Source organism: Peribacillus sp. YIM B13482 (assembly GCF_042787975.1).
Taxonomy (GTDB): Bacteria; Bacillota; Bacilli; order Bacillales; family DSM-1321; genus Peribacillus; species Peribacillus simplex_A.
The window spans coordinates 20,925-38,484 of the sequence record NZ_JBHZPF010000027.1; the positions used below are offsets into that span (position 1 = coordinate 20,925).

Annotated in this window: 17 protein-coding genes; 3 read left to right on the plus strand and 14 right to left on the minus strand. The window is 40.3% G+C overall.

Annotated elements, in window-relative coordinates:
* Positions 1-9: 9 nt before the first annotated feature.
* The 6 genes from ACFX4L_RS14200 to murQ all read right to left on the minus strand — a co-directional run bounded on the left by ACFX4L_RS14200 (position 10) and on the right by murQ (position 4,939).
* A complete protein-coding gene (locus ACFX4L_RS14200) occupies positions 10-339 on the minus strand; it encodes a PTS lactose/cellobiose transporter subunit IIA (protein WP_089363461.1) in 330 nt (109 codons plus the stop codon).
* 27 nt (positions 340-366) lie between these two features.
* Entirely contained in the window at positions 367-1,746 is a 1,380-nt protein-coding gene (locus tag ACFX4L_RS14205; RefSeq protein WP_284470395.1) for a 6-phospho-beta-glucosidase, read from the minus strand.
* A 39-nt stretch (positions 1,747-1,785) separates the two neighbouring features.
* Positions 1,786-2,070, minus strand: a complete 285-nt coding sequence (locus ACFX4L_RS14210; RefSeq protein WP_289320175.1) for a hypothetical protein — start codon at positions 2,068-2,070, stop codon at positions 1,786-1,788.
* Positions 2,071-2,140: 70 nt separating this feature from the next.
* Positions 2,141-3,430, minus strand: a complete 1,290-nt coding sequence (locus ACFX4L_RS14215) for a PTS sugar transporter subunit IIC (protein ID WP_377382054.1) — start codon at positions 3,428-3,430, stop codon at positions 2,141-2,143.
* Between the two features lie 49 nt (positions 3,431-3,479).
* Positions 3,480-3,785, minus strand: coding sequence for a PTS sugar transporter subunit IIB (locus ACFX4L_RS14220; RefSeq protein WP_061463755.1), 306 nt, complete (start codon positions 3,783-3,785; stop codon positions 3,480-3,482).
* A 269-nt stretch (positions 3,786-4,054) separates the two neighbouring features.
* Positions 4,055-4,939 (minus strand): N-acetylmuramic acid 6-phosphate etherase, encoded by an 885-nt coding sequence (gene murQ / locus ACFX4L_RS14225; protein ID WP_284470393.1) that lies wholly within the window; start codon positions 4,937-4,939, stop codon positions 4,055-4,057.
* A gap of 321 nt (positions 4,940-5,260) precedes the next feature.
* Between murQ and ACFX4L_RS14230 the strand changes: the two genes are divergently transcribed.
* Both ACFX4L_RS14230 and anmK read left to right on the plus strand, forming a co-directional pair.
* Entirely contained in the window at positions 5,261-6,871 is a 1,611-nt protein-coding gene (locus ACFX4L_RS14230; protein ID WP_377382058.1) for a glycoside hydrolase family 10-like protein, read from the plus strand.
* Positions 6,872-7,030: 159 nt separating this feature from the next.
* Complete coding sequence (gene anmK, locus ACFX4L_RS14235; protein ID WP_289337404.1) at positions 7,031-8,197, plus strand: anhydro-N-acetylmuramic acid kinase AnmK; 1,167 nt, start codon at positions 7,031-7,033, stop codon at positions 8,195-8,197.
* A 359-nt stretch (positions 8,198-8,556) separates the two neighbouring features.
* Here anmK and ACFX4L_RS14240 read toward each other — a convergent pair whose 3' ends face one another.
* The 6 genes from ACFX4L_RS14240 to ACFX4L_RS14265 all read right to left on the minus strand — a co-directional run bounded on the left by ACFX4L_RS14240 (position 8,557) and on the right by ACFX4L_RS14265 (position 14,341).
* A complete protein-coding gene (locus tag ACFX4L_RS14240; RefSeq protein WP_377382061.1) occupies positions 8,557-10,050 on the minus strand; it encodes an aldehyde dehydrogenase family protein in 1,494 nt (497 codons plus the stop codon).
* Between the two features lie 49 nt (positions 10,051-10,099).
* Positions 10,100-11,065, minus strand: coding sequence for a PDR/VanB family oxidoreductase (locus ACFX4L_RS14245; RefSeq protein WP_377382064.1), 966 nt, complete (start codon positions 11,063-11,065; stop codon positions 10,100-10,102).
* A 5-nt stretch (positions 11,066-11,070) separates the two neighbouring features.
* The gene (locus ACFX4L_RS14250; protein WP_377382067.1) at positions 11,071-11,589 is read right to left on the minus strand and encodes a hypothetical protein; all 519 of its coding nucleotides are present in this window, start codon (positions 11,587-11,589) and stop codon (positions 11,071-11,073) included.
* A gap of 11 nt (positions 11,590-11,600) precedes the next feature.
* Positions 11,601-12,590 carry a heme-dependent oxidative N-demethylase family protein gene (locus ACFX4L_RS14255; protein WP_377405498.1) on the minus strand — a complete coding sequence of 330 codons (990 nt, stop codon included), beginning with the start codon at positions 12,588-12,590 and terminating at the stop codon, positions 11,601-11,603.
* A gap of 47 nt (positions 12,591-12,637) precedes the next feature.
* Entirely contained in the window at positions 12,638-14,050 is a 1,413-nt protein-coding gene (locus tag ACFX4L_RS14260; protein ID WP_377405500.1) for a purine-cytosine permease family protein, read from the minus strand.
* Between the two features lie 87 nt (positions 14,051-14,137).
* Positions 14,138-14,341: a hypothetical protein gene (locus ACFX4L_RS14265; RefSeq protein WP_284470386.1), complete on the minus strand. Its 204-nt coding sequence runs from the start codon at positions 14,339-14,341 to the stop codon at positions 14,138-14,140.
* A 185-nt stretch (positions 14,342-14,526) separates the two neighbouring features.
* On the opposite strand from ACFX4L_RS14265, the gene ACFX4L_RS14270 reads away from it, so the two are divergent.
* On the plus strand, positions 14,527-16,359 hold the full coding sequence (locus ACFX4L_RS14270) for a sigma 54-interacting transcriptional regulator (protein WP_377405502.1): 1,833 nt from the start codon (positions 14,527-14,529) through the stop codon (positions 16,357-16,359).
* A 233-nt stretch (positions 16,360-16,592) separates the two neighbouring features.
* On the opposite strand, the gene ACFX4L_RS14275 is transcribed toward ACFX4L_RS14270, so the two are convergent.
* Positions 16,593-16,931, minus strand: coding sequence for a VOC family protein (locus tag ACFX4L_RS14275; RefSeq protein WP_061463771.1), 339 nt, complete (start codon positions 16,929-16,931; stop codon positions 16,593-16,595).
* A gap of 162 nt (positions 16,932-17,093) precedes the next feature.
* Positions 17,094-17,450 (minus strand): SRPBCC family protein, encoded by a 357-nt coding sequence (locus ACFX4L_RS14280; RefSeq protein ID WP_377382077.1) that lies wholly within the window; start codon positions 17,448-17,450, stop codon positions 17,094-17,096.
* Positions 17,451-17,560 lie beyond the last annotated feature (110 nt).

A 17,560-nucleotide genomic window follows, 5' to 3' on the forward strand; every position in this document is an offset into this window, starting at 1 on the left:
ATCACCTCTTTACTGTTGTGGGGCTAGCTTTTTTACAATGCGAATCATATGTTCAATTAGTTTTTGTTCACTCATTGCCGTCATCAAGTGATCCTGTGCATGAATCATTAATAAAGTTTTCTCACTTGGAACTCCATTCAATTCTGCTTGAATGAGCTTGGTTTGTGTCTTATGGGCCAAGTTCAATTCTTCCTGGCCCTGTTTAATTAGATCCTCTGCCTTTTCAAAATTAAATTCTTCCGCTTCTTTTAGTGCTTCGAATGCTAATCCTCTTGCATTTCCACTATGTGATATTATTTCAAAAATTTCCATTTCATTATTGTTCAATTCAGTTGACATATCACTACACTCCAATTTTATGTTAGATTATGAAGTTTCATTGGATTGCTGTAATCCAACGAAACTTGATGTCGATACTGCACTTTCACTGAAGAATCGCGGTAAGTATTCTCGATGCACTTTTAACAATTTTTGTAAAACGATTTCCGCCAGGTCATCACTTGGAATAAGCGGGTTAATCGTTAAAGCTAATAATGCTTTATCATAAGAACCTGTAACGGCTGCCTCTGCACCAATTCTTTCAAATGATTTGATTTGTTGGATCAAGCCATGCACTTGTACGGGTAATTTACCCATAGCCAAAGGAATTGGTCCATTTTTGGTGACAATGCAGCTTACTTCGACAGCTGAATCATAATCAATATCAGTAAGCGATCCTTTGTTTTGTACATTTAGCACTTGAATATCTTTTTTATCATTATAAATAGAAGAAATGACATTGCACGCTGCATCACTATAGTAAGCTCCACCGCGCTGCTCTAGTTGTGGAGGCTTGATGTCAAGGGTTTCATCCTTATATAGGTCAAACAAACCTACTTCTAATTCTTTCACAACTTCTGCTCGAGTTTCCCCAGATTTGAATGCTTCCAACTCTTCTTCTAAAATCGTTTTAGTTTTGTAATAATAACGATGGTACGGGCAAGGCACAACACCTAAAGATTTCAAAAACCTTCTGTTCCAAGCTAATGGGGCAATATTCTTCATCGTCAGCTGAATTTCAGGATTGCCCAGCATTTCAAGCACTTTATCTGTTACTTCTTGATCATCAACGAACACATGCATCCCGAATACCATATGGTTTAACCCTGCGAAATCTATGTGCACTCTTTTCATATCAACACCAAGCATGTTAGAAATAGACATATGCATATTAAATGGAACATTGCATACACCAATGACTTTTTTATGCTTGCTGTAGCGGAGAAGGGCTTCCGTTACCATCCCCGCTGGGTTTGTAAAATTAATTAACCATGCATCAGGGCAGAGCTCCTGCATTTCTTCTGCAATTTCCAGAAGAATGGGGATAGTTCGTAATGCCTTGGACAATCCTCCTGCACCATTTGTTTCCTGACCAATTAAGCCTAATTCCAACGGGATCCTCTCATCCTTGATTCGTGCATCAAGTAAACCCACCCTCATTTGCGTTGTGACAAAATCAGCATTTTGCAAGGCCTGACGGCGGTCTAACGTTAGATGTATTTCCATTGGAAGTCCTGCTTTTTCAACCATACGTTTTGCCAAGGTTCCTACAATCTCCAGTTTTTCTTTTCCTGCCTCAATATCCACTAACCATAGTTCCCTAATAGGCAACTCATCATATCGTTTAATAAATCCTTCTATTAATTCTGGTGTATAACTGGAGCCTCCGCCGATTGTGGCAATCTTCAACCCGTTTTTCATTTCCATTCCCCTAACACCTCATCGTAAGCTAATCTAATTTTTCATTCATTTATAGATGATTGCATAACAAACTAGTGCGCTTACCGCTAATAAAGACAAGAATAATAGTGATGCTTGTTTCTTGTTTTTAAACTTACCTTCAACAAAACAAACAACCATCGTCAATCCTGCGCTTATGGCAAAAGTATTTCCCAAGTATAGTGAGAATTGTTTATTTATCTCAAAGGCATCCATTAATCTGTTAAAAATAAAATTAAAAACAAGAATGAAGCTAAAAAATAGAAAGGCACTTTTGTAACTAAAAAAGTGGATTCTGGAAGTTGAATTCATGTCCTTTCCCCCCCTCAATTCATAAAAGGAGTTTGGAGCATTTAGTTCCAAACTCCCTTTTAGGCATTCCTTATAAAGCAATTTTTTTACTATCTGTTGTTTCTACCATGTTTTCCTGCGCTAAAAGCTTTTTATCGTACATCTTAAAGAATGGCAGATAAACAATAACGGAAATGGTTAAATTCACCATCACGAGAACGATGGCTCTCCAATCACCACCAGTTGAAAGGTAGGCGCCTATTGGAGCGGGCAATGTCCAGGGAACCATTACATATGTCGGGTTCACAAGTCCGATGGATGTTGCAATATATGCAAGTGTCGCACCAATTAGCGGTGTAATGATAAATGGAATAATCAGTACCGGGTTTAGTACAATTGGCATCCCAAAGATAACAGGTTCATTGATGTTAAAAATGCTTGGAACAATTGTTGCTTTCCCCATTGCTTTACTATAGGTAGACTTTGCCGTTAAGAGCATGGCTATTACTAAACCCAAAGTTGCACCAGACCCGCCAATCCAAATAAACCATTGGAAGAAAGTTTCAGGAGCGATGTGGGGAATTGCCTTTCCAGCTGCAACTGCCGCCGAGTTATTCCCCAAGTACACTTCCCATACCGGACGAGCTACGGCACCTACCACTGAAACGCCATGAATACCAAATGACCAGAAGAATGTAATCAAAAATACTGGAATTAATACACCTGGCAATGTGTCGCCTGCACTGATGAGTGGTGCAACCGCTTTATCAACGAGTGAATGTAAATCAACAGCAAAAACGACTGTAATTAAAGTCATAACAAGCAATACGATTGTAACTGGTATTAATGCTTCAAATGAACGGGCTACTGAAGTTGGAACAGAATCCGGCATTTTAATTGTGATATTTTTTGTCTTACAAAGACGTAAAATTTCGACTGCAAAAATGGATACAAGCATTCCTACAAAAAGACCATGGCCCCCGAGATTTGTCATTGGCAAAACAAACCCTACATCATCCATCATCTTTACACCAATTGTGAACAAGAAGGCTGCCAATGATAGTAAACCTCCAGATAGCGGATCAAGTTTATAGCTTTGAGATAAACTGTAGCCTATACCAAAAGTAATATATAACGTCATGATAAACATCGTTAATCGATATGGTATTAAAATTTCTGCTATATGTTTTGCAGACCATTCACCTAATGCAGTATCTGCTGCAACGGGCGGAAATGCAATGATCAAGAATAAACTGCCAAAAATGATGAATGGTAACGCAGAAACCACACCATCCCGAATTGCACGTAAATGTTTTTGCTCAGACAATTTAGCCATAGGTGTTGAAAGATTATTTTCTAAAAAAGCTACAAACTTGTCCATTCGTGTTTTCCCCTTTTACGTTTAGTGAAAAGAAATAGTAATTAGTTTATTATTTTGCTAGTTCCGTTACCAGTTTTAGTAGCTTAGGTCCGCCAAGAGGGCTGTAAGCTTGAGCTGGTATGGCTTCACATGGGACGCCCGCTTCATCTGCAGATGCCTTAAAGCCATCGAAACGATGTTTGACTTGCGGAGCTACCATTGCAACATCCCAGCCATTTCGTACTTCTGCATCAAATTCTTGAGTGCCGACTGCCAATACTTCTATAGTTACACCCTGTTTTTCCCCCTCCTTTTTTAAAGCGCTTACAACGATTGCACTAGACATTCCACCTGAACATACGAATAAAACCTTCATTCTTTGTTCCTCCAATTTTTTTTATTTTTTTTATTGGCTTTTTTCACATACTTTGTTGCTATTTACCAGGTAGTGAGTTGTGGTTGATTTCCCCTCCAGATGCTCGCTTTCCGCGGGGCGGGCGGTGAGCCTCCTCGGCGTAAACGCCTGTGGGGTCTCACCTGTCCCGCTGCTCCCGCAGGAGTCTCGCACTTCCGCTCCAATCAACCTTATATAGTTTCGTTTTAAAAACAACAATCTTTACGAAAAGAGCCTTTTTATTAAAGGCATTAAATCGTTTTTCTTATGAATCCTTGTGCCTTCACTAAACGATTTGAGGCTTCTTCATACGATACATTCGTTAAAATCATGACAATTGCAATTTTGGGCTGGGCATGTGCCTTTTCTAAAAATTCATCTGCAATTTCATAGCTACAGTCAGTAGCATCCATGATAATGCGTTTTGCGCGTTCAACTAGCTTTTCATTAGTTAACTGTAAATCTACCATTAAATTGCCATAAACTTTACCCACTCCAACCATTGAGGCGGTGGAAAGCATATTGCATACTAACTTTTGCGATGTTCCAGCTTTTAAACGTGTAGAACCCGTCAGGACTTCAGGCCCGTTTACAACTTCAATCGCAACTTTTGCAATCTTACCTATCTCAGAACCTTTGTTACAGCTTATCGACACAGTTCCTGCACCAACTTGATTAGCATATTCCAAGCCAGCAATAACATATGGAGTGCGTCCACTAGCCGCAATGCCCACTACGACGTCCCTGTTTGTTAATTCGATTTTCTTCAAATCTTCAGGACCTAATTCAAAACTGTCTTCAGCACCTTCAACTGCCTTAATGAAAGCCTTTTCCCCACCAGCTATAATACCCACTACTTCACTCGGATCGGTATTGAATGTCGGTGGACATTCTACTGCATCCAATAAACCGATGCGCCCGCTTGTTCCTGCACCCATGTAAATTAATCTGCCGTTTTTATTCATGGCTTCGACGATCATCTCCACGGCTTTAGAAATTTGCGGAAGTTCTTTTTTCACACAATGGGCAACTTTAATGTCTTCTTCGTTCATTACCTCTAAAAATTCAAGTGTTCCCATTTCATCCAAACTCATGGTCTTTTCATTACGGCGCTCTGTCGTTAAATGCTCTAGCATACATATCATCCTTTTTTATTTCAGTGGTGAAAGTGGTGAAACTTTTTTAGCTATAGAGAATATATCATTATTAAAAATTAATTTCAATATTTTGTATACATTTTTAAAAATTAATTTTAGAATAAACGTAAGATACATAAAATAATTTTAACTTTCTACTAAAAATGTAAACCGCTATTTTCATGAACCAAACCTATGATCCTTTTATTGATTAGACATTAATTCTATTCAGATAGGTGACAAATTCATATATTCATTATTTGTTAACGCTTACAAATAATTAAATATAAATATTAGTAATGAAATGAGGTTGTACTATTGATGAATGAAAGAATTACAAAGACAAGATTTGGTTCACTGGCGCTAGCCGCTTTGGTGGGAGGATCACTTCTCCTTCCATCCGATTTGATTGCACATGCAGAAACGGGGACTATCCCTCAGCAAACTACTTATGTAAAACAGGAACTGCGCGCAACTTGGATTGCAACTGTATTAAATATTGACTGGCCGTCCAAACCAGGTTTATCCATATCAGCACAGAAAGAAGAATTCATAAAATATTTGGATGAACAAAAAGCAATGGGGATGAATGCTATCGTTATGCAAATTAAACCAACTGCAGATGCTTTTTACCCTTCTGAATACGGTCTTTGGTCAAAATATTTAACAGGAGTCCAAGGAAAAGACCCTGGGTATGACCCTCTTGCATTCATGGTAGAGGCAGCACATGATCGTAATATGGAATTTCATGCCTGGTTTAATCCATATCGCATTACTATGCCTTTAGGTAAGACAGCTGAATTATCGGATATTGATAATCTTCCAGAATCTCATCCTGCTAGAAAGCACCCGAATTGGGTCATACCATATGGACAACAGTTGTACTTTGACCCAGGCATTCCTGGCGTACAACGGTTTGTGATCGATGGAATAATGGAAGTTGTTAAAAATTATGATATTGATGCAGTCCATATGGACGATTATTTCTATCCTTACAAGATTGCAGGAGTACCTTTCCCAGATGAAATTTCCTATCAAAAATATGGAGCAGATAGATTTACAAATGTGGAGGATTGGCGAAGGGATAATGTAAATAACCTTGTTAAGAGTATAAATGAAGAAATCAAGGCAGAAAAATCATATGTGAAGTTTGGTATAAGTCCATTTGGAGTTTGGCGCAACAAAGCAGTTGATCCCACAGGATCTGACACTGCCGCTGGACAAACGAATTACGATGATTTATATGCGGATACCAGAACGTGGATCAATAATGAATACATTGATTACATTGCCCCTCAATTATATTGGAATATAGGATTGCCAGTAGCTGACTACGCCAAACTTCTTGATTGGTGGACAAAAGAAGTCGAGGGTAAAAATGTTCAACTCTATATTGGACAAGGAGACTATAAAATTAATACAGAGTCCAATGGTGTCCAAAACTGGTTCAATCCTGAAGAAATGCCAAACCAGTTAAAACTGAATCGAACATATAAGGAATTTGATGGAAGCATGCATTTCAGTGCCAAAGATTTACGGAAAAACCCCCTTGGGATAAAGAATCGCTTAAGCGAGGATATTTATAAGCATCCCGCATTGGTTCCTGCAATGCCTTGGATTGATGATCATGCCCCAAAGGCTCCAAAGGTGAGCAAGGCAACACAAGCTGGAGATGGAATACAATTTGAAATTCACGATCACAAGCAATCAGATGCATCCTATTATGCCATTTATCGTTTTGATGGGAAGAAAAAAGGAAATATAGATGACTCAACGAACTTACTTGCCACAGTGCATAAAGAAAATAAACGTCAATTGTTTAATGACCCCAGTGTAGAAAAAGGAAAGACTTACACATATGTTGTGACTGCCTTAGACCGAACCCACAATGAAAGTAAACAAACTAAACAGATTAATATAAACGTAAAATAATCTTCAATAAATAGCTTTACGGTTCAAGTGGCGCATGTCCAGTGAACAATGGACGTAAGATATATATTAAACAATATGTTAGAAATGGTCTTATCTTAGTATCATATACTGTTCATGCTAAATCAGGATTATAAAAGAATCGAAGTAGGTGGAATGATGATGTACATAGTTGGATTAATGTCCGGAACATCATTGGATGGAATTGATGCCGCACTTGTTCGGGTGGATAATAGTGGACTCGAGACTGAACTGGAAGTGATTGAGTTCATGACATGCCCTTTTCCAAAAGATATTGAAAAAGAAATTATGCAGTCTTTATCTGCGGACACATCCAATGTGCAGTTAATATGCAGTTTGAATTTTAAATTAGGAAAATTATTTGCCAATGCGGTGAAGGAAGTTTGTCATAAAGCTAGATTTCCAATTGATAAACTGGATCTTATAGGATCCCATGGCCAAACGATTTACCACCAGCCTTTAAAAGAACAAAATTATATACCCTCCACTTTGCAAATTGGGGAAGCTGCAGTAATTGCTCACGATACAAACACTCTTGTCATATCCGATTTTCGTACGATGGACATGGCTGCTGGTGGACAAGGAGCCCCTCTTGTTCCTTTTACCGAATACATTCTATATAGAAGTGAAGGGAAGGGAAGATTACTTCAAAACATAGGGGGCATTGGAAATGTAACCGTCTTACCGAAGCAAGCTTCGCTTAATGACATGTATGCTTTTGATACAGGGCCTGGGAATATGATCATTGATGAAGTATGCCGCCAATTGTTCAATATAAACTATGATGAAGCTGGTGACATAGCTAAACAAGGAAAAATTAATGACGAACTTTTATCTTATTGTATCAGTCATCCTTATATTATGACCCCTCCGCCAAAATCAACTGGCAGGGAATTGTTTGGCAAGCAATATGTAGTAAAACTATTAAAGATGTTTGAATCACTTCCTAGTCAAGATATTTTAGCAACTGTAACGATGTTTACAGCAAAGTCCATTGTGGAGAACTATCGAAAATTCATCTTTCCAAAGACCAATATTGAAGAAGTGATTATTGGCGGCGGTGGCAGCTACAACAAAACGTTATTAAATATGATTCAATCACTTCTTGGAAATTATATACAAGTCCTGACTCAAGAAGAGTTGGGATACTCTTCTGAAGCGAAAGAAGCGGTGGCCTTCGCTTTACTTGCAAATGAGACTTTCCATGGTAATACAAGTAACGTTCCCAAGGCTACCGGAGCTGACTTCGATGTCATCCTTGGCAACATGACCTTCCCTCCTTCACATCGAATTGGTAAGGAAACATAGTATATAATAAGTTAGATAAAAGCCTCCCTTCCCCTTAAAAATGTCTTAGGCGGGTTTTTCATTTAATCGTCATAACTTTACTCGGTATGATAGCTATGGCCCCCCCGTCTAATGTTCTTAGGCATCACCTACTTCACTCAGACCGTAAGCCGATAAGTGGTGGGTAGTTCAACATACCAATGGTGTTTTATATGCTCAAATCCATTTTCTCAGTAATTATTAGCTTAAGAAACAACATCTTTACATTCCTTTTTAGGGCTATAAAAGTTTCTCGGCAGTATGAAAAAACCTAATCCGTATTTGGATTAGGTTTTTTTGTTTAATTAAAGAAAGCAGGTTGCTTCCTCTCTGATATATGATTAATTTGGGAACCAGCCGACCGGTTTTACATCGAGATTAATGTTGATTTGTTTAATTTCCTGGTATTCATCCAAGCCGTATTTTCCTAAACTGCGTCCGATTCCGCTCTGTTTGTAACCGCCCCATGGCGCCTCGACATATGTTGGATGATAATCATTTACCCAAGTGATGCCTGCCCGTACTTTCTTGATCACACGCAATCCTTTTGCGCCATCGTTAGTGAAGACGCCGCCTGCAAGGCCGTAGTCAGTATCATTTGCAAGTTTAATAGCTTCTTCTTCATCTTTAAACTTTTGGATGACAACGACTGGACCGAAGATTTCCTCTTGTACGATGCGCATGTCAGGTGTTACATCGGTGAAGACAGTCGGTGGAATGAAGTATCCTTTGTCAAGGCCTTCATCAACAAGACGGTAACCGCCTGCTGCTAGTGTCGCACCTTCCTGTTTGCCAATTTCAATATAGTTCAAAATGCTATTCATCTGCGCTTTACTGACAATTGCCCCCATGTTGCTGTCTTCTGCAAGGCCAGGCCCTACTTTGATTTTGTTTGCGCGTTCCACATACTGTTTGACATATTCATCATAAATACTTTCTTCAACTAGAATGCGGCTACCTGATGAACATACTTGGCCGGCACCGAAGAAGATGCCAAATAATCCGTAATCGACGGCTGTTTCTAAATCTGCATCTGCAAAAACGATGTTAGGTGATTTACCGCCAAGCTCAAGGGAAATTTTCTTTAAGTTGCCCGCGGCCGCTTTCATGATAGAGCGGCCAACATCCGTACTTCCCGTAAATGAAACAATGTCAACGTCCTTGCTTTCTGCAATTGTTTGACCGACAACAGTGCCGCGGCCCATCACCATATTAGCCACACCTTTAGGGATGCCTACTTCCTCTAGGATTTCAAATAATTTCATTGCTGTTACAGGTGTCAATTCAGCCGGTTTATAAACAATGGTGTTACCTGCCGCAAGTGCCGGTGCGATTTTCCAGACACTCATTAAAAGAGGGAAATTCCAAGGTACAATTAAACCGGCTACACCTACTGGCTCACGAACAACCATCGCCTGCACGGGAGCGGGAACTTGGTAAGTTTCACCTTCTGGATGAAGGATTAAGCCAGCGTAGTAACGGAAACACGCCGCGGCATCAGCAATATCGAAACCCGCCTCTGCTTTAAGTTTCCCGTTGTCCATTGTTTCAAGAATCGTTAACTCTTCCGCACGTTCATCAATTTTATCCGCAATTTTATATAGGTAGGAAGCACGCTCCTGTGCTGTTAAGCCTGACCAGATTCCACTTTCGAAAGCTGCTTTCGCAACTGAGATTGCATTTTCTGTATCTTCCTTTGTGGCACGCGGAGCCCTTGCAATGACTTCCTGTGTTGCAGGATTAATTACCTTGATTACTTCATTTGAAGATGCAGACTGCCATTTACCGTTGATGTAATTTTTCAGTTCTATAACTGCCGTTTCTAAAATTGTCATGTTTTATGCCTCCGGTTTTCATTTTTTTTATTTAAACTATACGGTATCTTTAAAGTTTTAAGACAAGTCTGCCGTCCTTCGCACGTGAGCAGCATGTCAAGATTGACTTGCGTGTTTGACGGTTTTCTTCGCTAAGGAAGTTATCCCGGTGTACCACTTCACCTTCTGCAACATCTACCTCACAACTTCCGCACCCGCCTACTTTACAAGAATAAGGTGCATCAATTCCTTCCCTTAAAAGCGCATCAAGCAGAGTTTCACCTTCATGAACGTGAATGGACCGATCGCTATCTGTAAGGTCGACAATGAAAGGATCTTGAGGCCCATCATTTTTTGTCCCAAATAATTCGAAGTGAATCGCATGTTCCGGATAACCATATGAACTGGCAGCTTTTCGATACTCTTGTACCATCTCGAGAGGTCCGCAAAAGTATACATGTGTGCCAATGCGATGATCCATCATCGTCTCAGGCATCATTCTGTGTTTGTCTTCTGCCTGCGAAAAATAAAAGGTACATTGATCAGGATATTTGGCTTTTAACAAATCATAAAAAGCACATAACTCCGGTGTGCGTGCTGCATAATGGAGTTCGAAGGTTTGCCCTTCGGCAGCCATGTCTTCCATCATTGCCAGAAATGGGGTGATGCCGATTCCAGCTGCATAAAAGGCATGATGCTTTGCTCGAAAGCTGAGAGGGAAGTTGTTTTTAGGGAAACTGACTTCCAGCCTGGAATCTAACTGTACATGATCATGCCAGAAAGCGGAACCTCCACGTGACGCCCCATCTCGCCGAATGGAAATGGCATATTTTATACGGTCCCTTGGGTTGCTGATAAGGGAGTATTCTCTCTCGAATATCGTATCCCCGGCCGGCATGAATGTGGTCAAATGCGAACCGCCTGTAAAAGCAGGCAATGGTTTTCCATCAACTGGTATCAACTCGAATTGTTTTACGAATGGATTTTCTTGAATGATCTTGTTTACTTTCATTTGAATATTTCCTACTACCCGCATGAAGATCAGCTCCCTACTTCTTCTTTTCCGATTAGGATGAATGGGTAACCAATATAACCTTCCCTTACTATAGAATAAAAAGGTCCTATTTCAAGACTTGCACTGCAATGGTCACATTCTGCAATCTTTGCTTCTTCTTCGACTTCCGACACTTCAAAACATTTCATGCAATATACGTACCGCCGTTTAGGCCCGATAATCACCGTCTGTATCTCAGCTTCAGATAGGCCAGCTTCCACCCCGAGCGAGAAGATCATTACGGCATTGTTCCATGCAGCCGCAATATAAAATTGGGTGCCCATCTTCTGTGCCAAGATGAATCTCTTAATCTCCTCTTTATCTTCCATTCTATTAATGGAAAGACATTCAACAGGCACTGTTCCTGCGATTTCAGAAGTGAAACGTTTCGCCTTTTCATATCCAGCTTGATCAGAAATGATGACAAACTTTCTTCGTTCATTCCGAGGGGTAAATTGATTTACGATCGTAATGGATTTATCAAACAATACTGGACTATTGTACATGCCCTATCCTCCTACTTTTTGTTTAGATTCGCTTTTTGTTTTTCATCAATACGCTTCAAATATTCGACCGATTGCGGAAGAAAAGGGGCAATTCCTTTATATTCAGCCATAGGTTCCGGAATATCCTGCAGTACGCTATATGTCAGATCAAACCACTCCTGGCGCAATGTCAAATCCTCCAGTGGCAGGAACTGTGTATTCAATACGAAAAGAATGGCGTTGCTTTGCGGCATGTTATAAAATTTTTGTTCTTCAACACGCAAACGTACTAGTTTACCTGCATTTTCCGGTGTTATCTCAGAACGTTGCGGTCCCCAGACATCCATCGTTTCATAGTTGACATCCCAACGGTCCGCCATCAGGTTCCAGTTGATGCGTGTCCATGGCTTTCCAGGCTCAATGGATAATAAAAACTTACGAACGCGATCTGCCAGTTCATCGCCTTTCCGCGATACAAATGGAACGGGTGCATGGATCTCATCAAAGGACATGCCTTTATTCCAGTTAGCTGAGAAGAGTGCGGCGTATGAAACTTGCCCCACTTCCAAATAGAAATTACTATCGCGATGAACCATTAAAACAAAATCATTGTGGAAATGGCGGCCTATATAATCCAGCGGCTCATTTGGAAGCGTGGTGGCATCGCCATAAACGAAAGAATCGGATTCCCCGAAAATGTGGTTCTTGAAAGTCCAGTTATCTCCATCTTTAATGACCTCGAAATGCTCCGGATAGCGATCAGTTGCCATATCGATGAGCATTTCCAACACTTCCCATTGCATTTCCATTGTGTGTGAAAAAGATTGAAACCTTATATGCGGCTGTTCTTGAAGGAGACGACGCTTCGTTTCCACTTGGAGTCTGTATTCTGGTGTAACTTCAATACAGTTAATGTTTGAGAGTCTTTTCAAATCGTTTGAATAACGATAGTTACCTGAAGTGAATGGAAATGGGAATGTATCTAAATCAGTTGTTTTGAAATCTAAACTTTGCGTAAACATTGAACAATCTCCTCTCGTTCCCTAGTTTTTTTAAAGTGAGTTTTTATCTATTTAGCTTCCTTTAATTCAACGGATGGACGCTCCATGTCAACTTCAAAACGGAAAATGTATTTAGATGAAACATAGTAGGTGACTAAAGCGACAAAGTATGTTGGAATTCCGGCAGCTGTATGAAGGAAAAAGTCACTTGCTTCAAAAGTCAATGGATTATAGAGTGCCCAGTAAACGATCGTTCCAATGACCACCGTGAGAACGGCCGACGGGTTAATGCCTTTCCAATAAGTATAAGAGCCTTGTGTGTCATACAAATCCCTTATTGAAATGCGTTGGCGCTTTACAAAAAAGTAATCTGCAATGACAATGCCGCCAAGAACAGCCATAATAAAGGAAATGACAGCAATGAATGAACCAAATGCATCGTAGAACGTCGAGCTTAGAAGTAAGAATATAGCCGGTACGGTTGTTCCCATCGCAACCTTCCATGACTTTTTCGGGAATACAGTTTTAAAGCTGACAGCTTGTGAGTACATAAGGAAAATGGCTGCACCAACATTCCCAACCGAAAGTAAAATCAAGCCAATGAATCCGCCCCAACTTCCTGCGATGGAAAACATCCAGTCAGAAGGATTAAGTGAACCAGCGACTAATGCAGCAAGGGCCCCAACTAAAGCAGCGATACATACGATGATTCCATAGCTGTAGAATCCTGCTTTATATGCTCCTCCTTCTGTTTTAGATAAACGGCTGTATTGCCCAAGGTATGGAAGCCATGAGAAGCCGAGACCGATATTTAATTCCAGGGCTGTCGCGAATGAACGAGAATTCGATTCAAATGGCTCGGAAGGAAGTATATGAGCAACGTTAGTGAAACCCTGGCCAAACAAGACTATTGCAAGAAGGCCAAACATGAGAACCATAAATACCGGAACGGCTACTGCGGTATATTTTTGAATCGCTATCGGTCCCCTCACCGTTACAAGGAATGCACAGATGAAGAGTAAAATCGAGAAAAACGGCGCTCCAGTTGCTTGGCTTGAGAAAATGGCGGGCATCCCCATCCAATTAGCAGCCTCTGCTAAAGCCTGGCCGGACATGAAAAGCGCAATGGAAATGTAGCCGAGAGTCAGAATAAGAAAAACAAAGAAAAAGATATTGGATCCTAGATACCCCAGTGAACTTCGAAATCCTACAAAAGTATCTATGCCATACCGCGCAAAATAAAGGGTAATGGGAACAATCAACAGCATAGGGAAGGCGTTACCGAATAAAATCGCTGCAAGTGACTGCTTCGCATCAAGCATTGTACCTGTGTATCCACCAGTTAACAGCCCAAAAGATGAGAGGCCAATAACAACCTGTACTAAAATTAAATCCCGAAGGTTAAAAATCCGATCACTTTTACTTGCCGGTAAAAAGCCAAAGGCCACATCCTTTGAAATGGAGGAATTCTCTTTACTCACTCGCTTCTCTCCCAACTATAAAATAATGATTGTATCGCTTGGAAACTAGACTGTATTTGTTTTGGGTGAGCTAAACAAAAAACTACTTTAGAAAAGTGTATAGACCAAGTAAGAGATGATTAAAATCATGAGAAAAATAGAACCTGTCGCATCCTTCCATTTCATTTTGTCGATTTTCACGGCATCTTCCTGTTCATACGCATTGATCCGCTCATTCAAATCTGAATATAGACTTTTAATAAAGGGATCTTCTGAATTGATATTCTGCTGAAACTGATTCTCTTTATTCAAAATTGCTTTTCCCTCCTTTGCATTAGTCCCTTCTCTTTACTTTATTGCAATAACCATGCCAACCAGAAACACTTTGCTAACAGGGGTTCCCAATAGGAAGAATATTCATTCTTGAAACTATTGAACAATTGTGAAATTTCTGTAATATAAAAACTAGGAAGTTAAATGAAAGGCAGGTAGACATAATGGATCACTTCACCTCTGCACTCTTGTCTATTTACGATCAGCTTATTGTGACAGATAAAAATGGCACAATACTGAAATCAACCGGAACAGGGAATTCCTTATTTCATACAGTCAAATCCGCTAATGTCGGCGGTTCCATCAAGGATGTTGAACAAGATTTATTTTCTACAAGCTTGGCAGAAGAGGTAATGGGCAAAAATGAAAAAAGATCTTTCATGCAGTCCTCATGGCAGGGTCCGGAGATGCTGATGACGGCATACCCGATTGAATCTGGCGAATGGGTCTGGGCCTACAAAGAAATTAAAGACTCTTATCCAGATGCATCAAGGACTCAATCGGGACCCTTCTTGGAATCGAAGAAGCCATCTTTTCCATTTGTGATCCGCAGTAAACCCATGCTTGAAGTTCTGCATAAAATGCAAATGGTTTGTGATGTCAGCGCAACTGTACTTTTATTGGGGGAATCCGGTGTAGGAAAGGAAATAGCCGCCAGGGCCATACATAATATGGGTAACAGAAGGGACTTTCCATTTATACCTGTCAATTGCGGGGCCATCCCGGAAAACTTGATTGAAAGCGAACTGTTTGGCTACGTAGAGGGGGCTTTTACCAGCGCCAGGAAAGACGGAGCCAAAGGAAAATTCACACTGGCCCATAAGGGTATCTTATTCTTGGATGAAGTGGGCGAGTTACCTCTTAACGTACAGGTAAAACTGCTTCGCGTCCTTCAGGAACGCGTTGTTACACCAATTGGAAGTACGACCTCACACCCTGTTGATATTCAAGTGATTGCCGCAACAAATAAATCGCTCGAAAAAATGGTGAAAAAAGGTGAATTTCGAGAAGACTTATATTATCGTCTTCATGTCGTACCTATCCACCTTCCGCCGCTTAGGAATCGTGTAGATGAAATACCTCATCTAGTTCAATTTTTTTTACAAAAGTACAATACACTGTACAAACGAAAGGTAGCTTTCGCCCCGGATGCAATCGACTTACTATGTATCTATCAATGGCCCGGTAACGTGCGCGAACTTGAAAATACAGTTGAGAGGCTTGTGGTTACAAGCGGAATGCCGGAAGTGGATGTTGCTTTGGTTAAAGAGGTCCTTCCTTTTAAAGGGCCCAAACCCACTTCAATACCTGTTATCGATTTTCTGATGCCATTGCAAGAAGCAGTCGACCTTGTGGAGGAACAATTGATCAACATGGCAATGGAACAATACAAATCATTAAAACTAGCTGCAAAGGTATTGGAAGTCAGTCAGCCGACGATGAGCAGGAAATATAAAAAATTACGAAATAAAATTGAAGAAGCAAGCTTTTCACCAGTGAATAAACGGGCCATTTTAGAAGAACAAATAAATCAACGGCTTCGTTCCGTTGCCGCTGTAACCGCAGCTATCATTCCAGCTGAAGAGGTTATCAGTCTACAAAAAAATATGAAACGGCAAACTTCCTATTCCCAGAAATTAAAACAAAAACTTACCATGATTCAAGAAAAGGAAGGCGTAATTGAATGGGTCTTTATATTTATCATGACGGAGGATGGACGTCTGATTCACCTCGTTGCAGACAAAGGCTTTGTCATTGAACCGGGGGAAGAATATATTGGTCCCCCGGAGATGGTTAATGTCGCTTACCAGGCTTTTAATGGTAAAGCGGGTGTTACTCCCATATACGAAGACAGATACGGTGAGTGGAAAACAAGCTTTGCGCCAATTATTGATGATGACGGCAATATCGTTGCTATTGTTGGATGTGATTACAGTAAAGCCTATTTCAATTCGGAAATGCAACGTCTCCGTAAGCAGCTTAATATACATGTTTGATTTCAGGATGCAGCCATACATTATCAAACCGGTTGGTGACTAGGATAAAAAAAAGAAAAGCTGATGTCATGAGCCGTCTTGAACGGGCTTTTGCAGTCAGCTTTTTCATACATGAATGTCATAAAGGATTTAAAATGGCATTAACGCCAGCCAATTTCTAGACCCAACTGATTTTTCCATATTGACCACGCTTATGTAGGGAATATTAAATCCTGTTCTTTCCAGGTAAGTCGTTAACACAGTACTTCAACGTTAAATCCTCCAGGCGCTTCTACATAGAAAGTATATCCGTGTAAGTGTTTTGGAGGTTTTACCATGAATCCATCATCTTTCAATCGCTGATTGATCCTGTTAACTTGTTCTTCATTTTCTTGTATGAATCCAACATGAAAGGTCTTGGGGTATTGTACATCGCTTCCTTTCATTAGTGTCAATATGGATCCATCATCATCTCTCATTGCGGCAAACCCATCTCCACGACTTCCTGCACATGTCAATCCAAAGTACCTTTCTAAAAACTCCCTTGATGCTGCAACATCATTAACTGTTAAATTTATGTGATTGATTTTCATTCTTTCCCCCCTACTTTATTATATTCTTTTCCGTCACGCAGTAAAAAAAGTTAATTTTCCACATGCTTCACTGCCCTTAGTAAGAAAAAGCTATCCTGCTTAAGTAAGAATCGCATTTCTTATATGACCGAAGTTGTTAAATAGCACCTTATACTTGTTACCCTATCTGCTGAAGCTTTTCAAGAAGGCTTCTTCACCTGCAAACATGTCCGTGTAGACAATCTTCTCCGGTACGATTATTTCTTGATAAACAGCTTTCCCCCAAGATTCTTGGCCATAAAATTCACCTTGTTTTTCATCTGTGCATCGCATGCAATAATGCCTTACGCCGTCAGGCTTAAAATTAAACTCCCGATTTTCCGTTTGCCACCCACTCGGTCCCCACCAGCTAGCCAATCGCTCAGAATTCGAAAACGCTTTAAAAACAAGGTCCCGCGGCCCGTCAAATATACCTTCCATGACGAGATCCCGCCCCTCTAAGCTCGTTGTGATGTTGTTAGTCACTTTGTTATCTGGCATTCCTCCTTCTGCTTTTTTATTAAGATATTCCTTCTACTTCGTCACAATGTAAGTATTTTCCTTCCGATTCAGTAATAATCATCCAAGTGACCGCAACTAAAAAATAAAAA

What these genes read in the sequence shown, in the direction of transcription:
- ACFX4L_RS14210 (WP_289320175.1), bottom strand. Translation starts at nt 2,070, where the DNA reads ATGAATTCAACTTCCAGAATCCACTTTTTTAGTTACAAAAGTGCCTTT.
- ACFX4L_RS14245 (WP_377382064.1), bottom strand. Translation starts at nt 11,065, where the DNA reads ATGCGGGTAGTAGGAAATATTCAAATGAAAGTAAACAAGATCATTCAA.
- ACFX4L_RS14250 (WP_377382067.1), bottom strand. Translation starts at nt 11,589, where the DNA reads ATGTACAATAGTCCAGTATTGTTTGATAAATCCATTACGATCGTAAAT.
- ACFX4L_RS14215 (WP_377382054.1), bottom strand. Translation starts at nt 3,430, where the DNA reads ATGGACAAGTTTGTAGCTTTTTTAGAAAATAATCTTTCAACACCTATG.
- murQ (WP_284470393.1), bottom strand. Translation starts at nt 4,939, where the DNA reads ATGCTAGAGCATTTAACGACAGAGCGCCGTAATGAAAAGACCATGAGT.
- ACFX4L_RS14270 (WP_377405502.1), top strand. Translation starts at nt 14,527, where the DNA reads ATGGATCACTTCACCTCTGCACTCTTGTCTATTTACGATCAGCTTATT.
- ACFX4L_RS14220 (WP_061463755.1), bottom strand. Translation starts at nt 3,785, where the DNA reads ATGAAGGTTTTATTCGTATGTTCAGGTGGAATGTCTAGTGCAATCGTT.
- ACFX4L_RS14200 (WP_089363461.1), bottom strand. Translation starts at nt 339, where the DNA reads ATGTCAACTGAATTGAACAATAATGAAATGGAAATTTTTGAAATAATA.
- ACFX4L_RS14255 (WP_377405498.1), bottom strand. Translation starts at nt 12,590, where the DNA reads ATGTTTACGCAAAGTTTAGATTTCAAAACAACTGATTTAGATACATTC.
- ACFX4L_RS14280 (WP_377382077.1), bottom strand. Translation starts at nt 17,450, where the DNA reads ATGCCAGATAACAAAGTGACTAACAACATCACAACGAGCTTAGAGGGG.
- ACFX4L_RS14230 (WP_377382058.1), top strand. Translation starts at nt 5,261, where the DNA reads ATGAATGAAAGAATTACAAAGACAAGATTTGGTTCACTGGCGCTAGCC.
- ACFX4L_RS14240 (WP_377382061.1), bottom strand. Translation starts at nt 10,050, where the DNA reads ATGACAATTTTAGAAACGGCAGTTATAGAACTGAAAAATTACATCAAC.
- ACFX4L_RS14275 (WP_061463771.1), bottom strand. Translation starts at nt 16,931, where the DNA reads ATGAAAATCAATCACATAAATTTAACAGTTAATGATGTTGCAGCATCA.
- ACFX4L_RS14205 (WP_284470395.1), bottom strand. Translation starts at nt 1,746, where the DNA reads ATGGAAATGAAAAACGGGTTGAAGATTGCCACAATCGGCGGAGGCTCC.
- anmK (WP_289337404.1), top strand. Translation starts at nt 7,031, where the DNA reads ATGTACATAGTTGGATTAATGTCCGGAACATCATTGGATGGAATTGAT.